We start from the raw sequence: 20,637 nt of genomic DNA, 5'->3' as shown, positions 1-20,637 counted from the left end.
TCGATCAGCGGAACTCCGGGTTCCGCTTAGGTAGGCGACGGCGATGGCCGCCTCCCGCCCCGCCCAGCCCGCCTCGCTCTCCGCCGGCACTCCCCTGCGCAAGGACGCCGAACGAAACCGGCAGCGGATCATCGACGCGGCCCGCGAGGTCTTCGCGGAGCAGGGCGTACACGCTCCGGTGGAGGAGATCGCGAAGCGGGCGGGCGTGGGCATGGGGACGCTGTACCGGCGCTTCCCCGATCGCACCGAGTTGGTCGAGGCCGTGTTCCTCGAACGCGCCCAGCGGTATCTCGACGCCGCGAACGAAGCCCTGCGGCACGAGGACGCGTGGCAGGGCTTCCGGAGTTACCTGGAGCGGCTCTGCGCGATGCAGGCCGAGGATCGGCTGGTCACGGACGTACTGACCCTCACCCTGCCGACTTCACCGACGCTGCAGCAGCTCCGTAAGCGGCTGTACGCGACTCAGAACCGCCCCCCGGCCGCGTTCGATCCGGGTCGTCGTCACGTCGTGGCCCCAACCTCCGCCCACGCGCGCAGGTAGTCCTTGATCGCCCGACGGTTGCGCTCCAGCACGTCGATGCGCCGCTCAATGCTGACGAGTTGACGTCGCAGCCCGTCCAGGTCCTTGGGGACCGGACACTGGCGCGGATCCGGGCGTTCCGCCTCGGCTGCCAGGCACGGCAGAACCTCGCGGATCATCTCCGTCGTCAGGCCGGCTTCGAGAAGCTCGCGGATCTGCAACACGCGATCGATGGCCGGTTCCCCGTACGCCCGGTACCCGTTGCTCGACCGGTTCGGGTGCAGGATGCCGACCTGTTCGTAGTAGCGCAGCAGCCGGGGTGCGACTCCCGTCCTCGCCGCCAGGTCTCCGATCTTCACCGACGCCTCCTGCCCTGTTGTGATCCGGGACGACGGAGCCGTCTCGGCTTGACCCTGACATTAATGGCAAGGTTTACGGTTTGCCAGTTCGCTGCCGGCCAGCTCAGGCCGGTCACACGTCACGACGAGCACGAGGGTGACGACGACATATGAGAGGTCCCACGATGAACCGCAGTACGTCTGCCGCGCCCGGATGGACCGCCGACCAGATGACCAGCCAGAAGGGGCGCACCTTCGTGGTCACCGGGGCTACCAGCGGTCTCGGCCTGGTCACCGCACGAGAGTTGGCCGCACACGGGGGGCGGGTGCTGCTGGCAGTGCGCGACGTTGCCCGTGGGGAGACGGTCGCGTCGTCGCTGCGCCGCTCGCATCCCGACGCGCAGGTCGAGGTGCGCCAGGTCGACCTTCTGAACATGAATTCGATCCGTCGGGCTGCCGAGCAGATCGGGCAGGAGGCAGCCGTCGACGTTCTGATCAACAACGCGGGGATATCGGCGGTCGGGCACTCCGTCACGCCACAGGGCGCAGAACTCCACCTGATGGCCAACCATCTCGGCCATTTCGCGCTGACGGCGTTGCTGGAACCGGCGTTGCGTCGCTCGCCCTCGCCCACTGTCGTCACCGTGACGTCGTACATGCACCAGAAGGGCGAACTGGATCTGGACGACCTCGCGTGGCTGCGGCGGAAGTACGCGCCGCTGGCCGCCTACTCGGCGTCCAAGCTGGCGAACGCCGTCTTCGGCGTAGAACTCGCTCGACGCGAGAAGGGGTCGCCGAGGCCGATCAAGAGCATCCTCGCCCACCCCGGCTACAGCAACACCCCCATGCAGAAGAAGGGAACCGGACTGATGGGCGTCGCCATGCGCGTCTCCGGCAGGCTCTTCGCGCAAGGCGTGGAGATGGGGGCACTCCCCCAGCTCTTCGCGGCAACCGAAACAGGGTTGGCCTCGGGGGCCTACATCGGCCCGGACGGCAAGGGCGGGCGGTCCGGATACCCGCACCTCGCGACGCTGTCGCGCGAGGCGCAGGATCCCACCCTCGGACGTCGGCTCTGGGCACGCTCCGAGGAAATCACCGGCGTCCAATGGCCCGGCACCCCCTCCTGACGGCCCGCAACACGCGACCCGGACGGCAGCCCGGCCCGCTGGCTCGGTCGGACACGTTATCCGGAGCACACCACTCCGGATAACTCCAGCACCACGCCGTTAGGGCGTCAGCGTGGCGGCGGACCGGGTGCCGACGCGGGTCACCAGGTAGCCGAAGGCCGCTGCGGTGAAGAACATGACGATGCCGTAGACCGCCCCGGGGATCGCCATCTGGGTGCTGTCGAGCAGCGCCGGGCTGAGCGCGATCGTGATGGCCAGGGTGCTGTTGTGGATGCCGATCTCGAACCCGGCGGCCGTCGCGGCGCTCCGGTCGACCCCGGCGAGCCGGGGCACCCCGTACCCGATCGCGAGGCTCAGGAGGTTGAACGCGAGCACGGCCAGGCCGACCGAGACGAAGTAGTCGGCGATGTTCTCCCGCTCGCCCAGCACCGCGCCAGCGATCACCGCGACGAGCACGACGACGGAGAGGATCCGGACCGGGCGGTTCAGCCGCTCGGCGACGTGTGGCACCCGGGCGCGGATCAGCATGCCGATCGCGACCGGGACGAGCACGATGGCGAAGACCTGCAACACCTTGTCGAACTGCAGGCCGATGCTCCTCCCGTCGGGCAGGAAGTACGCCGCCGACAGGTTGACCAGGATCGGCAGGGTGAACACGGCGAGCACCGAGTTGATGGCGGTCAGGGTGATGTTCAGGGCCACGTGCCCGCCGAACAGGTGGCTGTAGAGGTTGGCGGTCGTACCGCCCGGGGAGGCGGCCAGCAGCATCATGCCGACGGCCAACTCCGGCGCCAGGTCGAACGCGAGGACGAGGCAGAAGCAGAGCGCCGGCAGCAGCAGCACCTGGCACACCAGCGCGATGACGGCGGCTCGTGGATGCTGCGCCACCCGGCGGAAGTCCGCGATGGTCAGTCCGAGACCCAGACCGAGCATGATGATGCCGAGGGCGATGGGCAGTCCGATCAGAGTCAAGGCTGAGTCCATGGCACAACATCGTTACCACCTGGTAACGACCTCACAATCCTCCATGTGTCTGGCGGCTCTTGACCCCCGACCGTGATCGGCTTAACTTCATCAATCAGATAAGTCTCTTAACTAATTCTGCTTGATGCCTCGTGGGAGTGTGCCGATGCGACCATTCCGCCACCGCCGTCTCACCGCCGTCGTCGCCCTGGCGACCATGCTGATCACCGCCGCCCCGCCCACCGCCGCGAGCGCGAGCGACAAGCCGGACCGCCGGGCCGGCTACCACCGGGTCGGCTACTTCACCCAGTGGGGCATCTACGGCCGGGCCTTCCCGGTCAAGAAGCTCGACACCTCCGGAGCGGCGAGCCGGCTCACCCATGTCAACTACGCCTTCGGCAACGTCAGCGAGGACGGACGCTGTTACGTCGACGGTGGGCCGGGCGAGGGCGACGCCTGGGCCGACTACCAGCGCCCCGTCCCCGCGGAGGAGAGCGTCGACGGCGTCGCGGACGCTCCGGGGCAGGCGCTCAGCGGCAACTTCGGCCAGCTCGCCAAGCTCAAGGCCAAGCACCCCGACCTGAAGGTGCTGATCTCGCTGGGCGGGTGGAGCTGGTCGACGTACTTCTCGAACGCCGCCCTCACCGACGCGTCCCGCAAGGCGTTCGTCGCCTCCTGCATCGACCTCTATCTCAAGGGGAACCTGCCCGGCGGGGACGGCGCCGCAGGCGGCCCGGGTGCCGCAGCCGGGGTCTTCGACGGCATCGACCTCGACTGGGAGTGGCCGAACTGGGACGGTGAGCCGGGCAACGTCATCCGACCCCAGGATCGGGAGAACTTCACCAAGCTGCTCGCGGAATTCCGCCGGCAACTCGACGCGTACGGGCGCACGACCCGCGAGCACCACCCGCTGACCGCGTTCCTGCCGGCCAACCCGGCCACCATGGACGCCGGCTACGAGGGCCGCAAGATCTTCAAGTACCTGGACTTCGCCACCGTGCAGGGGTACGACTTCCACGGTGGTTGGGACGCGGTGGCCAACCAGCAGTCGGCGCTGCGCGTGCCGGCGGGTTCGCCGGACAACCCGGACTTCTCCGTCGAGGTGGCCATCGACGGCTGGATCGCCCGTGGCGCGCCGCGCGACAAGCTGGTCCTCGGCATCCCGTACTACGGGCGCGGCTGGACCGGCATCACCGGCGGCGGCAATGGCCTGTTCCAACCGGCGACCGGGCCCGCGCCGGCCACCTTCGAAGCCGGGTACGAGGACTACAAGAAGCTCAAGACCCTGGCCGGCAGCGGCTTCACCGTGCACCGCGACCTGCGCGCCGGGCATGCCTGGCTGTTCGACGGTACGACGCTCTGGACGTACGACGATCCGGCGGTCGTGTTGCAGAAGATGCTCTACATCCGGCGGGCCGGCCTGGGTGGCGCGATGATCTGGTCGCTGGACGGCGACGACGACAACGCCACGCTGACGAAGACGATCGGCCTCGGGCTCACCACCTGGTAGCCGTACCTCGGCGGTTCCCGGCCCGTCGCCGACCGATTCCCCGGTCGGCGGCGGGCCTACCTATCCTCGGGGATGACAGCGCGTACGGCGGCCTCGATGAGTGCGGTGACCTCGTCCATGTCCCGTGCCCGGCGCACGTCCAACTCGGCCGACGATCCGCCGGGAAGGGTGAGGTGCACCGTCACGTCCTCGCGGCGGTGGGTCAACCAACCGGCGATCGCCTGGACCAGCACCATGACGGCGGCAGCGTCGTCGACCGCCAGCCGCAGCACGTCCGTACCGTCGGCCGACACCTCGTCAGGTGGCGTCGCGGTCACCTTTTCGCGCAGCCGGTCCTCCGCGCGCAGCCACGACGCCAGAGAACGCCGAGCGTCGGCGGACGGAAGATCCGGATGGACCGAGAGCGTGATCGTCTCCGGCACGCCTCCTCCTCCCGAGCAACGACTACAGCGTCATCCTGCCAGCCGACGCCGACCCCGGCACCCCACGCACTCATCAAAGTCGATCAGACCTTGACCGGGGTATCGACGGTTCATAGGCTCCGGCCATTACAAGGCTGTTCCCGAGAAGGGAATCCGAGACATGCCCCCGTCGTCGCGTCCGTTCTGGACGGTCCCCCCGAAGCGGCTGGCGAGTGCCGCCACGATCGCGCTCCTACTCGGCATGACTCCCCTGTTCACCGGCACATCGGCGGCGAGCGCCGCCCGGCCCTCCCCCTGCCGCACCGATCCGACGGCGCGGTTGAGCAGCGTGCCCACCCCGGAGGCGGTGCTCGGCTTCCCCCTCGGCGTGGGGCAGGAGCGGGTCGTCACCAACGGCGAGGTCCGGACGTACCTCGGGGCCGTGGACAGCGCCTCGGACCGGGTCGTCACCGGTGTGATGGCCACCAGCGTGCTCGGCCAGCCCCTGCCGTACGCGGTGGTGTCCAACGAGCGCAACGTGCGGCCGGCCGCCCTACGCAAGATCGCGGACGACGTACGGGACCTGCGTGACCCACGCCGAACCAGCGCGCGGACGGCTGCCCGGACGGCGCGGGACAGCCCGGCCATCGTCTGGGTCACCGCGAACGTGCACGGCGGCGAGAAGAGCGGCACCGACGCGGCGCTCAAGACGCTGTACGAGTTGGCGGCCGGGCTGTCCTGCGACGTCGAGCGACGCAACGACAACCTGGTCACCATCATCGTTCCGACCCAGAACCCGGACGGCCGCGACGCGACCCGGCGGCAGAACGAGTTCGGCTTCGACATGAACCGGGACTGGTTCGCCCGCACCCAGCAGGAGACCGACGGCAAGCTCGAACTGCTGCGCCGGTACCCGCCGCAGGTCTTCGTCGACGCCCACGAGATGGGTGGCCGGCAGTACTTCTTCCCGCCCAACGCCGACCCGATCCATCACGAGATCGCCGGTGAGGCGGTGGACTGGATCAACCGGATCGGCGAGGCCAACAAGGCCGGCTTCGGATTCAACGGCGCCTGTGACGACACCGTCACCACCGAGTGCTACTTCAACTACGACACGTACGACATGTTCTTCATGGGCTACGGCGACACGGTGCCGACCACCGGCTTCGGTGCGGCCGGGATGACGTACGAGAAGGGCAGTGCGTCGGCGGTGGCCGACCGCGTCCAGCAGCAGTTCAACACACAGTGGGCGACGCTCGGCTGGGCCGCCGCGAACAGGCACGAGGTGCTCAGCGGTTACTTCGACATCTGGACCGACGCGCTGGCTCAGGGCAGGGCGGGCACGTTGGAGCCGAACGAGGTGGTGCAGCCCACCAACGAGGTCCAGTTCCCGGTGCCCGACATCACGATCCGCTCGTACTTCCTGTTACCGGACCGGCAACTCGCCGACGTCCGCCAGCTCGTCGAGCGGCTGCGCCGGATGGACGTCGAGGTGTACGAGGTGCAGAAGCCGACCCGGGTGCCCACCGCGCGGGTCTTCGGCGGGCGGACGGCCACCAACGTGACAGTGCCCAAGGGCGCGTACTGGATTCCGATGGACCAGCCGCAGAAGCACTGGATCCAGGCCGTCATGGGCGAGGACCCGTACACCCCGTTCCCCTACTTCTACGATGTGTCGTCCTGGAGCAACCCGCTGCTGATGGGCGTGTCCACCATCTACACCGGTGACGACGTCCGGCCGAAGGCCCAGTTGGTCCGCACGATCTCCGGCGGCCGGACGGCTCCGGCGTGGCCGTGGGGCTCGTACACGTACCCGCTGGACTCGGCGGCTGCCGCGGAGTTCACGTTCACCCTGCTCGGCCGGGGCGTCCCGCTCGTGCGTGACCTGAACACCAGCAGGGTCGCCGTCCCGGCGACCAAGCTGAGCCGTACGGTCGACGAGCTGGCCGAATCACTCGGGGTGACCCTCACCCCGGGTGGACGACCCAGCGGTACCCCACTCGCCCTGCCCGACGTGGGGCTCTTCCAGGGCACCGGCATCTCCACCACGTCCGGCTCCCACGGTGAGGCCCGGTACGTGCTCGGCAAGCGGTGGGGTCTGGACCTCACGCCGGTCACCACGGCCGACATCAACGACAACACCGAGGCGTTCACCGGGCGTACGGTGCTGCTGGTACCGGACGGCAGCAGCGCGACCGGCGGCCTGACCGCGGCCGGGCAGGCCAACCTTCGTGACTGGATCGCCCGGGGCCACACCTACGTGGGTCTGCGCAACGAGGGCACCCGGTTGGCACGCTCGGCCGGGCTCACCTCGACCACCGAGAAGACCAAGCCGGCCGACTACCTGGTGATCGGCTCGCACCTGCGGGTCGATGTCGACACCGCCAGCCCGGTCGCTCTGGGCCGCCCGGCGGAGGACTTCGAGTTCAACAACAGCGACCCGGTCCTCACCCCGAGCACCACCGGCACGAACGTGCTCACCTACCCGGCGGGCGACACGTTCTGGGCCAACGGCTACACGGTCGGCGAGGACACGCTGAAGGGAACGGCGGCACTGGTCGACGAGCCGACCGGCGCGGGTCGGGCGGTGCTGTTCGCGTTCAACCCGCTCTTCCGGGCGTACAACGAGAATGGTCTGCACCTGGTGGCCAACGCGCTGCTCTACCCGGCGGGCGCGCCCACCGCGCCGGACGCCCGGCGCACGCCGGGCATCGACCCGGCGCGCGCCGACGCCGCCGCCGCGCCGGTGGTGGCCGACCAGGGTGGCGGGTGGCGGCCGATCACCATCGAGGTGGCGGCGGGCGACCTGCCGCGCACCCGGGCGGTCGTCGAACGCTTCACCACCGACGCCCGGACGTCCGCGAAGGACAGCTCGGCGTACGTGGTGATCCCGAACCCGCAGGGACTCCAGGTGGACGAACACCCGTTCGCTGGTGATCTGGTGCGCGCGCTGCGCGACGCCAAGGTGCCACTGCGGTCGGTGGTGGGCTGACAGATCCGGCACGGCGGAGCGCCCGTCCCCGCGTCGGGGACGGGCGCTTTCGCGCGTGACACACAGTGCGACCCGTTGCCGCAGCCCACCCGCGCTTCGGCAGAGGCACCGGGTGCCGCCCGCCGCGAGCGTGCCCGGTCAGCGCTTCGGGCGGAGGGTGTCGACCCGGGCGACGGACTGGTCGATGCGCGCCTGGCTCAGCTTCCCGTTTCGGACCAGCCCGACCACCACGTCCAGCGTCTTATCGAAGATGTCCGGCTCGTACACCTGCTGGTTGGCGAAGACGAGCAGGTCGACACCGGCCTGCAGCGCCAGGTGAACGGCCTCGGCGGAGCCGTACTGGCGGGTGATGGCAACCGCCTGCATGTCGTCGCTGACCACCGGACCCTGCCAGCCGAGCTCACCGCGGAGCAGATCCGTGATGACCTTCGGCGACAGCGAGGCGGGCCGGTTCGGATCCAGTTGTTTGTTGAGCACGTGCGCCGCCAACACCGAATCCGCCAGGCCGGCCCGGATCAGCCGTCGGAACGGTTCCAACTCGATGGGCCGCCAGGTGGAGCTGACGTCGACGACCTCGAAGTCGGTGTTGCCCGCGGCGCTTCCGATGCCCGGGAAGTGCTTGATCGAGGTTTTGACGCCGGCAGCCCGGTGGGCGTGGATCTCCTCGGTGGCATTGCTGACGACCACGTCGGGATTCGCGGAGAAGCTACGGTCCAGTGCCCCGATCGCCCGGCTCGCCGGATTGATGTTCAGGTCGACGACCGGCGCGTAGTTGAGGTTGACGCCGACCCGGGTGAGACTCTCGACCAGTCCCCGTGCCCACTCGCGCGTCGCGGGCGGAGAGTTCTCGGCACCGATCTCGGCCTCTGACCTGGTGGCGGGGAACCCGTTGCTCGGGTTGAGCCGCGCGGTCCGTCCGCCCTCCTGGTCGATCGACACGATCAGCCGGCCCGGCGCGACGTTCTTCAGGTCCCGGATCAGCGCGGTGACCTGCTGCGGTGAGCGGACGTTACGAGCGGCGTCGGTCTCCAGGTCGCGGTCGAAGAGGATCACCCCGCCAAGACCGTCTCTGATCGCCCTGACGATCCAGTCGTTGCGGTTCACCCGGTCGCCACGGAAACCCACCACGAGCAGGCTCGCGATCTTCCGCCGGAGCGCTGCCTGGTCCGGCGTACCGCTCGTCGCGGGGCGCGTCGGCTGCGGCGTGGGCACGTTGGATCGAGCGGTCTGGCAGGCGGTGAGCGCGGCCACGGCGGCCGAGCTGGCCCCCGTGAGCAGCAGCCGACGGGGCAGACGCGATCCGTTCACGTCCGCACGCTACGGGCCACCGATCCCCGTGCGACACGCGAACGCGAGCGCCTCACCCGTTCGATGTCCGTGGCCGACCGAAGCCACGCGTGAGGGCCTGATCCGCCTCGCGGCAGAGCAGGCCCTCACGTCATCCGTCACCGCTTGCGCGACGCCGATCAGTGGCCATCCGAGGGACAGCCTGGCCCAAGGTCAGGCCGTCGCCACACCGAAGAGGTGCATGACCCCACCCTGGGCGGTGGCCGGCAGCGTCAGGCTCGCGAGCTGCTTGCCCGGCTGCAGGTCGATCGGGGCGGTCGCGAAGACGTACGTGGCCACCGGCTCGATGCCGCTGCCCATCTTGTCGCGGTATGCGGTGTGCACGGCCGTCACGTTGCCGAACGACGGCTGATCGCCCCCGCCACCCAACGTCCAGTCGCTGAAACCGACCACCGCCTGCTGGGTGGTGCCGTCGGTGTACGTCAGCGTCACCGTGCCGCTCGTGGGGCCGAACGCGGCGCTGCCCAGCAGGCTCAGCTTGGTGTCGCCCTCGGCTGCCTGGACGCTGAGCACCTGACCGCCGCCGCCGACCAGGATGTTGTCCGGGTCGCCGGGAGCCACGTTCGGCCAGGTGAAGTCGAACCCGTTGGCCGACACGGTGGACCCTGGCGTCGCCCCGGCGGCTTCGAGCGCCGTGGCGGAGTAGCTCCAGCCACCGGTGTCGAAGTTGGCCTGCGGGTTGGTGTCGTCGGCCGAGATGCCGTTGTTGTTCAGGTTCCACAGCACGCTGTCGCGGACGGCGACCGTCACCGGAAGCGTGACCGGAGGCAGCGCAGCGCCGGAGGAGGTGGTGGCGGTCACCGTCACGGTGTACGCACCGGGCTTGAGGTCGGTCGACGCCGAAACGGTGAGCTCCCTGCTGCCCGTTCCGTCACCGGTCAGCTTGTACTCACCCTGAGCGGGGGTGACGGTCAGCCCGGCGGGCGCGCTGACCTCCCAGCGCACGGCGGTGGGAGTGTCGGTGAGGGCCTGGACCCTGTACGTCGTACCCGAGGCACTGCCCGGCTCCACCTTCAGCGTCTGCGGGCTCGCACCGGTCAGGTACGGCTGCCGACCGTCGCCGTACGAGGGCGGGGCGTCGGAGGGAGCGCTGCCCCACGACGTGTTCGGCTTGCCACCGAGCACGAAGTCGACGGTGCCGCCCTTGTTGACGAGGGAGTCGGGGACCCAGCTCCGGTTCGACTTCTTGCCGTTCACCTTGACCGACTGGATGTACTTGTTGTGGGCCGAGGCCTCCGGGGCGTTGACCGTGATCGTGCGGTCGGGTCCGGCCTCGATCACCGCGCGCGGGAAGATCGGTGCGGAGAGCACCAGGTCGGCCCGGCTCGGGTTCTGCGGGTACATGCCCAGCGCGGAGAAGACGTACCACGACGACATGGTGCCGGCGTCGTCGTTGCCCGGGATGCCGCCGGGCGTGTTGCTCCAGAGCTGGTCCAGGACCGCCCGGACCGTCTCCTGGGTCTTGTAGGGCACGCCGACGTAGTTGTAGAGGTACGGCGCGTTCATGTCCGGCTCGTTGGTGGGGTCGTACCGGGTGAGGTCACGGGCCGAGAAGTCGAAGGTGCCGTCCGGCGCGCGGAAGAAGGCGTCCAGCCGCTGCTCCGTCGTCTTGTTACCGCCCATGGCGCGGGCCAGACCGGCGACGTCCGAGTAGACCATCCAGGTGTAGCGGGCGCTGCTGCCCTCGACGAACCCGCTCTCGGTGGCCGGGTGGAAGGTGCGGTCCGCCCACGTGCCGTCGGCCTTGCGGGAGCGCATGTAGCCGCCCTGCGGGGTCGCGGTCACGTCGAAGACGTTGCTCCAGTTGCCGGACCGCTGGAGGAAGGTCCGCTCGTTCGCCCGGTCGCCGACCTGCCCAGCGAGCTCGGCGAGCGCGAAGTCGGCGACCGCGTCCTCCATCGTCTCAGCCGCGCCGCCCCAGCAGGAGCAGCCGTCGGCCGGTACGTAGCCCAGCTTCAGGTACTTGTCGAGGGCGGGACGCTGACCGACGCACGCCACGTTGCAGCCGGCGCTGTCGGAGTCGTTCGCGTTCGGCACCGTCGCAGCGGTGATCAGCGAACGAAGAGCGCCCTTGACGTCGAAGTCCCGTCCGCCGAAGGCGTGGATGCCGGCGACCGCCGGGGCCGACGGGTCACCGGACATGACGCTCGTCTTGCCGTGCTGCAGCAGCCAGCGGTCCCATTCGCCGCCACGCTGGGTGGCGTAGTTGAACAGCGACTGCGCATAGTCGCTGCCCGCCTTCGGGTTGATCAGCGTCATCAGCTGCACCTGGGCGCGGTACTGGTCCCAGCCGGAGAAGGTGCCGTACTGCGCCTTCTGGCCCTTGGCCAGCGGGTGGGGCTTGCCGTCGGCGCCGAGGTAGCGGCCGTCCACGTCGCTGGTGAGCGTGGGCTCGAGCATGGAGTGGTAGAGCGCCGTGTAGAAGGTGCTGAGATGGTCGGCGGTGCCGCCACCGACCTTGATCTTGCTCAGCTCGCGCTGCCAGTCCGCCGTGGCCTCCGAGCGGACCGCGTCGAAGGTCTTCTTCTGCGGGTTCTCCGCCCGCAGGTTGGCCTCGGCGTTGTCCAGGCTGATGTAGGAGATGGCGACCTTGACGCCGACCGTCGTGGTGCCGTTGGCGAAGGTGACGTAGGCGCCGGATCCCTTGCCCGGCACCGGGCTGCCGTTGTCGAGGCCGGTGCCGCCCGAGGCCGTCGAGGCGTTCGGCGTCAGGGCGCTGTCCTGCCACGTGCCGAACCGGGCGAACGGCTGGTCGAAGTGGGCGGTGAAGTGGAGCGTGTACAGGGACTTGCGGTTGTTCTCGCTGTGCGGGCCGCAGAAGTTGCCCGCGGTGACCGAACCGGTGACGGTCCGCGCTGCGGCGTCCACCCGCACGGTGGCGTCGGTGCTGCCGGTCTCCGAGTTGGAGGTACGGAACAGCATGCTGGCGGGTTGGTTGGTCGGGAACCCGAACCGGCCCGATCCGGTGCGGGCGGTGGTGGTCAGCTCAGCCGACGCACCGCTGTCGAGGCCCACCCGGTAGTACCCGGCGCGCGCCGTCTCGTTCTCGTGGGAGAAGTTGCTCGCGTAGGTCGCGTCGGCGGTGTCGGCGGTCGGTGAGGAGTTGACGTCACCCACGTACGGCATGATCGGGATGTCGCCGGCGCCTCCGTTGCAGCCAACCCCGTTGAGGTGGGTGAGGCTGAAGCCACGGACCCGGGTCGCACCGTACTCGTAGCCACCGGGCGCGGGCGTCGAGACCTGACTGCCCCTGGTGGTCTGCGGGCTCCAGGCCAGCATGCCGAAGGGGCGCACCGCCCCGGGGTAGGTGTTGCCGAGGTTCGTGGAGCCGATCAGCGGGTTGACGTACGCGGCCGGGTCGGTGACCAGCCGCGCAGCGGAGGCGGCCGAGGCGGGTGTGCCCGCGGAGACCGCTGCCAGCGCGGCCACGGCCGCGGCCGTGACAGCGGCGAGGGTTCGGCGTCTCGCGGTGTGCGCCGCACGCGCCCTTGGGTTTGACACAGTACTTGCCCTTCGATTAACGACCGTGTGCGTGACGCCCGACGGGATCACCCGTCACGCTCTCTCCATGCCGGAGCCGCCCACAGTTGTGACAACGTTGTCTCAATCCACGAAGGATGTTCGCCCCTCACCGGAGACCTGTCAAGATCTCTTCTCGCCGCGTTCAGGAAGGGACGGTGGTGTCGTCGGGCCGCCAGCCGCCGGCCGCCAGCGGAACCCTGGCGGGTCCGCTGGCGGCGTTTCATGGGTGTTGGCGGGTCACCTGACGCCCCGGGTGGACGGTGGCGGGCTCACCGGGTGGTGCAGAGAACGCCGTTCAGGGTGAACGCGGTGGGGAGCACGTTCGGGCCGCTGTACGCGCCGACGAAGCCGGCGCTCACGCTGGCGCCGGCGGGGATCTGCCGATTGTCGTCGGTCGGGGTGACCCGCACGGCCGTGCCGACCTGCTCCCAGGTGGCGCTCCAGCCACTGCTCACCTGCTGCCAGCCGGTCGGCCAGGTCCAGGTGAGTGTCCAGCCGATGAGCGGGCTCGTCCCGTTGTTGACGATCTCGACGCCGCCGATGTAGCCGTTGCCCCAGTCGTTGTCGGTGGTGAAGCGGACGATGCAGGCGCTCTCGGCCGGGCTGCCGGTGACGAACGTCAGCGGCGGTGAGGACCAGGACACCCGACCGGCGGTGTCGCGAGCCACCACGTTGACCGTGTACCTGCTTCCCGGCACCAGGTTGCCGACCGTGAACGAGGTGCTGGCCGTCTCGCCCAGTTGCTCGCCGACCGCGCCGTTCTGCCGGTACACCTCGTACTTGGCGATGGGGCTGCCGCCCGGGGTGGCCGCCGGCCAGGAGATCGTCGCGGCGCGGTCGGTGACGCCGCTGGCGGTGGGCTGATCGGGCGCCGAGGGTCGCCCGGCGGTCGCGCCGGCCGGGCGCAGCACGAGGGTGGTCAACGAGTACGCCGGCAGCGTCCGGCTGGTCGCGGAGCCGGACTGGCTGGTGGCGATGCCGGTGGCGCCGTTGGTGAGGGTGGACACCGTCGGCGCGGCGGCCGACGGGGTGAACCCGGCGTAGTCGATGGTGACCGGGTGCGCGTTGTCCGGGTCCTTGTTCACCAGCAGCACCGCGAGGTCGCCGTTGGCCCGCCGGACGGCGTGCGCGGTGACCAGCGGCTCGTCGGTGCCGGCGCGGACGAACTGGTCGCCGGCCCTGGCGAAGAGCTTCATCATGGTCAGCCCGTGGTACGGCGCGAACGGCGTGTTCAGTGGCGGTTCGCAGACCGAGCCGTCCTCGGTGCACGTGCCGCTGGAGAGCATGCCGAAGTCGTTGTAGTCGGTCTCCCCCGCCACCTGCGACACCGTGCCGATCCCGTTGTGCACGTTCCACCAGTGGGCGGTGAAGACGCCGTTCTCCAGGAGGCCGCTGTAGACGTCGGCCAGGAAGAGCGCCGCCGGCTGCGTGTTCCGTCCGGCGTCGACGTTCAGCTCGGTGAAGCTGATCCCGATGCGGTCGGCGTTCGGGCCGGCGTACCTGTTGATCTGCTGCCGCAGCAGGAAGGTCGCCTCGGGGATGTGGTTGGTGCGGTTCAGTGACTCCGCGGCGGTGCCACCTGGGTACCAGTGCACGTCCACGAAATCGATCTTCGGTCCGGCGAGGCTGAGCACGGTCTGGTTCCACGGACCCGGGTCGCTGCCGGCGGTGATCCCGTCCGGCCAGTTGCCCGGCATCGTCAGCACCGCGCCGACCCTGACGCTCGGGTCGACCGCCTTCATCGCGTCGGCGTACTCGACGACCAGTCGCGCGTACTGGCTGGCGCTCTTGTCCGGGTGGTCGTCCGCCTCCCACGCCGAGCCATAGTGACCGTTGCCGTAGTTCTCGTTGCCGACCGTCCAGTACCGCGCGCCGTAGCCCTTCGTCACGTTGGCGTACCGCACCCAGTCGGCGGCCTCGGCGGGTGTGCCGGTGCCGTAGTTCGCGATGATCATCGGCTGCGCGCCGACCCGCTGGACCGCCGCCATGAAGGTGTCGAAGTCGGTTCCCGGCGCGACGTACCCGCCGGGCGCGGTGTGGTCCTTCCAGTGATAGATGTCGGCGTACGAACCGCCGGGGTAGCGCATCATCTGCACACCGGCGTCGCGCAGCAGATCCGACGTCTCGGTGGTGCCCAGGTGCTGGTCCCAGATGGCGTGGTTGACGCCGAGCGCGGTGTCGGGCACCGTCGCCATTCCCGCACGGGCGTTGACGGTGACGGCGACGGTGGCCGGGTCGGGTGCCGCGCTGGCGGTCGGGGGATTGACGCCGGAGAGCGCGGTCGCGGCGAGCAGCAGGCTCGCCAGCAGCGTCGCGCGGGTTTTCGGTTTACGCATGGGCTGGTTCCTTCGCGGAGAACGAACAGTGAGTCGCCCGTCCGTCCGGTGATCCCTGATGGACCCCGGCTGCCCTTCGGACGGTCGTCACCCCCGCGCGCGCGGAACGTCATCGACGGTCAAGAATGTCACGACGGCCTCGGCCAGCTCAAGCCGGGGCGCCACCGCCGGTCGGTGTGCCGTCGTCGGCGGGCGCAGGTGCTCGCCGGGCACGCCGTCACGCTCTGCGCCCTGACCCTGCTGCTCGTCGCGCTCACCTTCGCCGCAATGGCCGTCCACCGCCACCCGGAAGCTGACGGGTCACGGCCCGCGGGTGGCCCGATGATCGGCCCCGGGCCGGTCGTCGTGAGCGCGGCCCGAATAGTCTCGCGAGCATGCGGGGACGATTGATCGCGGCCAGACGGTGGTACGGAGGGCAGCGGCGTCTCGTCCGCCGTGCGCTCCTCGCGCTCGTGGTGGGCGCGGTGCTGCTGGCCGGAGGCACGGTGGCCAGCGTGACGTGGATCCGCGATACGGCCGACGGCCACCTCTACGGCGAGACCGACGTTCCGGACGCGCCGGTCGCGCTCGTCCTGGGCACCAAAGTGGACGCGGACGGCACGCCGTCGGACGTTCTCGCGGCTCGCCTGGAGATCGCGCGGCGGTTGTTCGACGCGGGCAAGGTACAGGCGATCCTGGTGTCGGGCGACAACATGAACCCCGACTACAACGAGCCTGCGGCGATGCGGAGCTGGCTGGTCGAGAGGGGCGTGCCGGCGCGCAAGGTGGTGCTGGACCACGCCGGCTTCGACACGTACGACTCGTGTGCACGGGCGGAGCGGATCTTCGGGGTACGGCGGGCGACGGTGGTGACCCAGTCCTTCCACCTTCCGCGCGCCGTGGCGCTGTGCCGGCGGCTCGGCATCGACGCCAACGGCGTGGGTGACGACAGCGCGAAGCGGTACGCCCAGACGTGGTGGTTCAGCTCGTCCCGGGAGTACGGTGCCTGCCTGAAGGCGGCGGTCGAGTTGCTGTCCGGCCGGGATCCCACCCACCTCGGCCGTCGGGAGACCGGCGTCGACGACGCGCTGCGCGACGGCTGACCAGGGTCACGACCGGGGTGGTGCCGCGCTGTCGCGTTCGACGAGTTCGGTGGCGAGTTCGATGCGTGGGCTCTCGACCTTCTCTCCCCCGGCGAGCCGCAGGACGGTCCGCGCCGCCAGCATGCCCATCTCGGCGAGGGGTTGACGGACGGTGGTCAGCGGCGGGGAGCACCACCGGACCTCCGGCAGGTCGTCGAAGCCGACCACGCTGATGTCGTCGGGCACCCGCAGGCCGCGCTTGCGGACCGCCTCGTAGACGCCGAGTGCCATCTGGTCGCTGGAGGCGAAGATGGCGGTGGGCGGGTCGGGCAGGCTCAGCAGCTGCGTACCAGCGGTGTAGCCGGCCTCGTGGTAGAAGTTGCCGGGGCGGATGAGGGCGTCGTCGACGGGGATGTCGGCGGCGCCGAGGGCGGCCCGATAGCCGTCCGTCCGGGCCCGGCTGCACATCAGGTGCGGTGGTCCGGCGATGAAGCCGATGCGGCGGTGGCCGAGGCCGATCAGGTACTGGTTGGCGCTGAGGCTGCCCGCCCAGTTGGTGGCGCCGATGGTGGGCGATTCCTGCGGGTCGACCCCGGCGGGATCGATGATGACCACCGGCAGGTGGAGTCGGCGCAGCTCGGCCTGCAACGGCGGGTTCACCATCGAGGTCACGAAGATGATGCCCTCGGTGGAGCGGGTACGCATGTTGTCGAGCCACTGCTTGGCCGAGGAGATGCGCCAGTGGATGGCTGAGACGACGGTGCCCACCCCGCTGGCCTGGCCGACGTCCTCCACCCCCCGGATGATCTCCACGGCCCAGGGGCTGTCCAGGTCGTTGAAGACCAGGTCGATGAGGGCCGCGTCGGTACGCCGGGCCGGTGACCGGCGGCGGTAGCCGTGCCGGTTGAGCAACGCCTCGACGCGTTCCCTGGTGTCGGGGGCGACGTCGGAGCGGCCGTTGACGACCCGGGAGACCGTGGGCACGGAGACACCGGCCAGCCGCGCGATCATGGCGATGGTGACGTTACGGCCGTTCTCCGAGCTCACGGTAAGCCCCTTCGTCTGGCTGGAAGCCTCAGATCTGCTCGCGGTGGTGCGGTGTCATCCCTTGACGCTGCCGGTCAGGCCGCCGATGAGTTGGCGTTCGGCCACGGCGTAGAAGCCCAGGGCCGGGAGCATGGACAGCACGACGTAGGCGAGCACCCGTGCGGTGTCGTCGGCGTACTGGCCCTGGAACGCCTGGACCCCGACGGGGAGGGTCCACCAACTCTGGTCGGTGAACACGACCAGCGGGAGCATGAAGTTGTTCCAGCTGGTCACGACGGCGAGCACCGAGACGGTGGCCAGCGCGGGACGGGCCATCGGCAGCAGGACCCGCCAGAAGAACCCGAAGGATCCGCAGCCGTCGAGAACGGCGGCCTCCTCGACCTCGGCCGGGATGGTACGGAAGAACTGGCGCAGGATGATGATGGTGATCGGCAACCCGAAGGCCGCCTGCGGCAGGATGACGCCGAGCGGGTTGTCCAGTAGACCCATGCCGCGCAGCAGGACGAACAACGGCAGGATGGCCACCGCGAACGGGAACATCAGGCCGATCGCGAACAGGGTGACCAGGAACTCGCGGCCCCGGAAGGCGTAGCGCGCGAAGACGAACGCGGCCATCGCCGCCGCGCCGACGACGATCAGGGTGCTGCTCACGGCGATGAGCAGGCTGTTGCCGAGCTGCCGCCAGAACACCCCGGTGCTCAGGATGTCGAGGTAGTTCGGCACCCAGGGGTCGGGCCAGCCCAGCGGATTGGTGGACAGCTGTCCGTTGTCCTTGAAGCCGCCGAGCACCCCGAACCAGACCGGTACGACGATCAGCGCGCCGACGGCGACGCAGACGAGGTGCAGGACGACGCTGCGGGTCCGCTGGGCGCGGTTCACCGTGCCGCTCATCGCTGACCTCCCTGGTTGGTGATCGCGCCCGCGGTGTCACGGCGCAGGACGATGCGCTGGTAGAACAGTGCGAAGACGAGGCTCAGCAGGAACATGATGATGCTGATCGCGCTGGCGTAGCCGACCTCGAAGCGGCGGAAACCGTACTGGTACATCGTCACGGCCATGGTCTCCGAGGAGTGGATCGGGCCGCCGCCGGTGAGCACCCAGACCATGTCGAACAGTTGGATGGTGCCGATGACCGACAGGAACACGCTGATGCGGATCGTCGGCCCGAGCAGAGGCAGCGTGACGTGCCGGAACGCCTGCCAGGCCGTGGCGCCGTCGGTGACCGCGGCCTCGGACAGCTCCTTCGGAATGCCCTGCCGGGCAGCCAGGAAGAGCATCATGTAGAGGCCGAAGTACTTCCAGGACACCACCAGGAAAACGGCGATCAGCACGGTGTCGGGGTCGGCGAAGACCGCTCCGGCGTCGGCGCCCAACCACCGGGAGACCGTCTCGCCCAGGCCCCGGTTGGGTGAGAACACCAGGGTGAACAGGACGGCCGTGGTGACCTCGGAGAGCACGTACGGGGCGAAGAAGATCAGCCGGTACGCGGCGCGACCGCGCAGCGGCTGGTTGAGGAGCATGGCCAGGGCCAGCGCGGCGGGTAGCTGAACGGCCAGGGACAGCACCACCAGCACCAGGCCGCGCCACAGGTCGCCGCGGAAGGTCGGGTCGCCGAAGGCACGGGTGTAGTTGTCCAGCCCGACGAAGTTCTCCGGGAGACCGAAGCCGTTCCACTTGTAGAGACTGGCGTAGCTGGCCACCACGATGGGGGCCACGACCAGCAGCAGGAACAGCGCCAGGGCAGGCGTCAGGAAGACGGCAAGGACGCCGGCCCGGCCCGGCCGGGGCTGGCGGCCGCGCTGACGCGCGGTGCCCGACCCCGGTGCCGGCGGATCGGTCGCCGTGTCGCCGCGCCTCGTGTCCGACACGGTCGATGGCCTGGTCATGCCTGCTCCACTCGGGTTCTACGGCCGGCTACGGATGGGGGTGGAGTCACGGTCAGACGGTCTTTGCCACCTGTGTGATGTCCTTGAGAATCGCGGCGGGCTGCTTGTTGCCGGCGATGAGTTCGGCGACGCTGTCGTTGATCTGCTGCCCGAGTGCCGGCGCGTACGCCTGGTCGAGGTAGAGCTGGAAGCCGGTGTTCTTGGCCAGGGTCTCCGCGACGACCTTGTTGTTGGCGTCGGCGATGGCCGAGGTGGCGTCCTTCACCGTGGGCAGCACCGCGCCGGTCTGGGCGGATCGACGCTGGTTGTCGGCGCTCAGCAGGAACTTCAGGAAGTCGATGGTGGCCGCCGGCGCGTCCTTGCCGACCGCGAAACCGTTGCCACCGCCGAACACCTCCGTGGCGGAGCCCTTGCCGCCGTCGACGGCGGGGAACGGGAAGAAGCCGAGTTTGTTCCCGATCCCCTTCTTGCTGGTGGAACTCGACGCCTGCACCGCCGGCGCCCACTGCCCCATCAACTCCATGGCCGCCCCGCCGTTGCCCATGGTGGCGGCCTGCCCGTCGGGGGAGCCGTACTCGGCGCCAAGGAAACCCTTCTGGAAGGGCTGCAGGTCGACGAGTTCCTTGAGCCGCTCGCCGGCGGCGACCAGGTCGGGAGTGTCGAAGTTCTTGTCCGTGACGGCCTTCTGTAGCGCGTCCACCCCGCCAATGCGCATCACGAGGTAGGACCAGTAGAAGTGGGCCGGCCACTTGTCCTTACCGGCCAGGGCGACCGGGGTGATGCCGGCGGCCTTGAGCTTGCGCACCGCGTCGAGGACGCCCGTCCAGGTGGTGGGGATGGCGGTGATGCCGGCGCGGGCGAAGAGGTCCTTGTTGTACCAGAAGCCGACCATGCCGATGTCGAACGGGATGCCGTAGATCTTGCCGTCGATCGTGTACGGCTCCATGGCGGCGGGCAGGATGCCGCCGACCAACGATTGCACGTCGTCGGTGAGGTCCTTGACCAGGCCCGCGTCGACCTGTTGCTTGAGCACGCCGCCACCCCAGGACTGGAAGAGGTCGGGCGGGTCGCCGGCCTGGGTGGCGGTGGTGAGCTTGGCCTTGAAGGCCTCGTTCTCCAGCGGCTGGATGGTGAACGTGACGTTGCTGTGTGCGGTCTTGTACTCGTTGGCCATTGCCGCCCAGACGGGAAGCATCGGTTCGGTGTTCTGGATGTGCCACCAGTTGATGGTCTGCGGTGCGTTCGGGTCGCCGGACTCTCCGTCGCTGCAGGCACTGAGCAGATAGGCGCCAGCGCCAGCGCCGGCGAGACCGAGCAGCGTTCGGCGGGAAAGGTGCGTCGTCATGATCCATCCCTTCGGGGACTCACGGGGTGCTCGGACACCGGTCAAAGCCGGCAGGGCGCGAACATGGATCTCCGGAACTTTCAATGCTTCGTCGGTATTACCGATCGATGGCCGGCACGCTACGAGCTGTCGTCGCGACGGTCAAGGCCTCTGTCCTATCGCGATAAGACCGGCTAGCGTAGGCAGGAATTCCAGCGATCCTGGACCGCAATTTCCGGAAGTTCCAGACAGATTCCCAGAGG

15 protein-coding genes are annotated in these 20,637 nt (G+C 69.5%); 5 read left to right on the top strand and 10 right to left on the bottom strand.

Annotation, left to right across the window (positions count from 1 at the left end; all coding sequences use genetic code 11):
• The first annotated feature begins 43 nt into the window (after positions 1 to 43).
• Positions 44 to 541: a TetR/AcrR family transcriptional regulator gene (locus ACQEUX_RS04605; RefSeq protein WP_433041588.1), complete on the top strand. Its 498-nt coding sequence runs from the start codon at positions 44 to 46 to the stop codon at positions 539 to 541.
• On the opposite strand, the gene ACQEUX_RS04600 is transcribed toward ACQEUX_RS04605, so the two are convergent.
• Positions 502 to 879: a MerR family transcriptional regulator gene (locus tag ACQEUX_RS04600; protein ID WP_433041585.1), complete on the bottom strand. Its 378-nt coding sequence runs from the start codon at positions 877 to 879 to the stop codon at positions 502 to 504. The genes ACQEUX_RS04605 and ACQEUX_RS04600 overlap by 40 nt on opposite strands.
• A 149-nt stretch (positions 880 to 1,028) precedes the next feature.
• On the opposite strand from ACQEUX_RS04600, the gene ACQEUX_RS04595 reads away from it, so the two are divergent.
• Positions 1,029 to 1,985 carry an oxidoreductase gene (locus tag ACQEUX_RS04595; protein WP_433041571.1) on the top strand — a complete coding sequence of 319 codons (957 nt, stop codon included), beginning with the start codon at positions 1,029 to 1,031 and terminating at the stop codon, positions 1,983 to 1,985.
• A gap of 99 nt (positions 1,986 to 2,084) precedes the next feature.
• Here the strand turns inward: ACQEUX_RS04595 and ACQEUX_RS04590 are convergent, their stop codons facing one another.
• Positions 2,085 to 2,969, bottom strand: coding sequence for a bile acid:sodium symporter family protein (locus ACQEUX_RS04590; RefSeq protein WP_433041568.1), 885 nt, complete (start codon positions 2,967 to 2,969; stop codon positions 2,085 to 2,087).
• A 145-nt stretch (positions 2,970 to 3,114) separates the two neighbouring features.
• Between ACQEUX_RS04590 and ACQEUX_RS04585 the strand changes: the two genes are divergently transcribed.
• Entirely contained in the window at positions 3,115 to 4,458 is a 1,344-nt protein-coding gene (locus tag ACQEUX_RS04585) for a glycoside hydrolase family 18 protein (RefSeq protein WP_433041565.1), read from the top strand.
• Positions 4,459 to 4,514: 56 nt separating this feature from the next.
• Here ACQEUX_RS04585 and ACQEUX_RS04580 read toward each other — a convergent pair whose 3' ends face one another.
• On the bottom strand, positions 4,515 to 4,880 hold the full coding sequence (locus tag ACQEUX_RS04580) for an effector-associated constant component EACC1 (RefSeq protein ID WP_433041562.1): 366 nt from the start codon (positions 4,878 to 4,880) through the stop codon (positions 4,515 to 4,517).
• A 160-nt stretch (positions 4,881 to 5,040) separates the two neighbouring features.
• Between ACQEUX_RS04580 and ACQEUX_RS04575 the strand changes: the two genes are divergently transcribed.
• A complete protein-coding gene (locus ACQEUX_RS04575) occupies positions 5,041 to 7,851 on the top strand; it encodes a M14 family zinc carboxypeptidase (protein WP_433041559.1) in 2,811 nt (936 codons plus the stop codon).
• Between the two features lie 138 nt (positions 7,852 to 7,989).
• On the opposite strand, the gene ACQEUX_RS04570 is transcribed toward ACQEUX_RS04575, so the two are convergent.
• From ACQEUX_RS04570 to ACQEUX_RS04560, 3 genes are all read right to left on the bottom strand, one after another.
• On the bottom strand, positions 7,990 to 9,159 hold the full coding sequence (locus ACQEUX_RS04570) for a glycoside hydrolase family 3 N-terminal domain-containing protein (protein WP_433041556.1): 1,170 nt from the start codon (positions 9,157 to 9,159) through the stop codon (positions 7,990 to 7,992).
• 192 nt (positions 9,160 to 9,351) lie between these two features.
• Positions 9,352 to 12,627, bottom strand: a complete 3,276-nt coding sequence (locus tag ACQEUX_RS04565) for a GH92 family glycosyl hydrolase (protein ID WP_433041553.1) — start codon at positions 12,625 to 12,627, stop codon at positions 9,352 to 9,354.
• A gap of 362 nt (positions 12,628 to 12,989) precedes the next feature.
• On the bottom strand, positions 12,990 to 15,056 hold the full coding sequence (locus ACQEUX_RS04560) for a cellulose binding domain-containing protein (RefSeq protein ID WP_433041550.1): 2,067 nt from the start codon (positions 15,054 to 15,056) through the stop codon (positions 12,990 to 12,992).
• A gap of 374 nt (positions 15,057 to 15,430) precedes the next feature.
• Here ACQEUX_RS04560 and ACQEUX_RS04555 point away from each other — a divergent pair, with 374 nt between their 5' ends.
• The gene (locus ACQEUX_RS04555; RefSeq protein ID WP_433041547.1) at positions 15,431 to 16,138 is read left to right on the top strand and encodes a SanA/YdcF family protein; all 708 of its coding nucleotides are present in this window, start codon (positions 15,431 to 15,433) and stop codon (positions 16,136 to 16,138) included.
• Positions 16,139 to 16,144: 6 nt separating this feature from the next.
• On the opposite strand, the gene ACQEUX_RS04550 is transcribed toward ACQEUX_RS04555, so the two are convergent.
• Genes ACQEUX_RS04550 through ACQEUX_RS04535 form a run of 4 tightly spaced genes read right to left on the bottom strand, consistent with a single transcriptional unit; the run spans position 16,145 to position 20,395 of the window.
• Positions 16,145 to 17,164, bottom strand: a complete 1,020-nt coding sequence (locus ACQEUX_RS04550; protein ID WP_433041544.1) for a LacI family DNA-binding transcriptional regulator — start codon at positions 17,162 to 17,164, stop codon at positions 16,145 to 16,147.
• A 54-nt stretch (positions 17,165 to 17,218) separates the two neighbouring features.
• On the bottom strand, positions 17,219 to 18,055 hold the full coding sequence (locus ACQEUX_RS04545; RefSeq protein ID WP_433041541.1) for a carbohydrate ABC transporter permease: 837 nt from the start codon (positions 18,053 to 18,055) through the stop codon (positions 17,219 to 17,221).
• Positions 18,052 to 19,050 carry a carbohydrate ABC transporter permease gene (locus tag ACQEUX_RS04540; RefSeq protein WP_433041538.1) on the bottom strand — a complete coding sequence of 333 codons (999 nt, stop codon included), beginning with the start codon at positions 19,048 to 19,050 and terminating at the stop codon, positions 18,052 to 18,054. The genes ACQEUX_RS04545 and ACQEUX_RS04540 overlap by 4 nt, the downstream gene beginning before the upstream one ends.
• 52 nt (positions 19,051 to 19,102) lie before the next feature.
• Complete coding sequence (locus ACQEUX_RS04535) at positions 19,103 to 20,395, bottom strand: extracellular solute-binding protein (RefSeq protein ID WP_433041535.1); 1,293 nt, start codon at positions 20,393 to 20,395, stop codon at positions 19,103 to 19,105.
• Positions 20,396 to 20,637 lie beyond the last annotated feature (242 nt).

Origin of the sequence: Micromonospora sp. CA-259024 (genome assembly GCF_050936255.1) — a bacterium.
Lineage (GTDB): Bacteria > Actinomycetota > Actinomycetes > Mycobacteriales > Micromonosporaceae > Micromonospora.
Note: the sequence above shows the minus strand (reverse complement) of the source record. Positions and strands in the feature narration are given on the sequence as shown.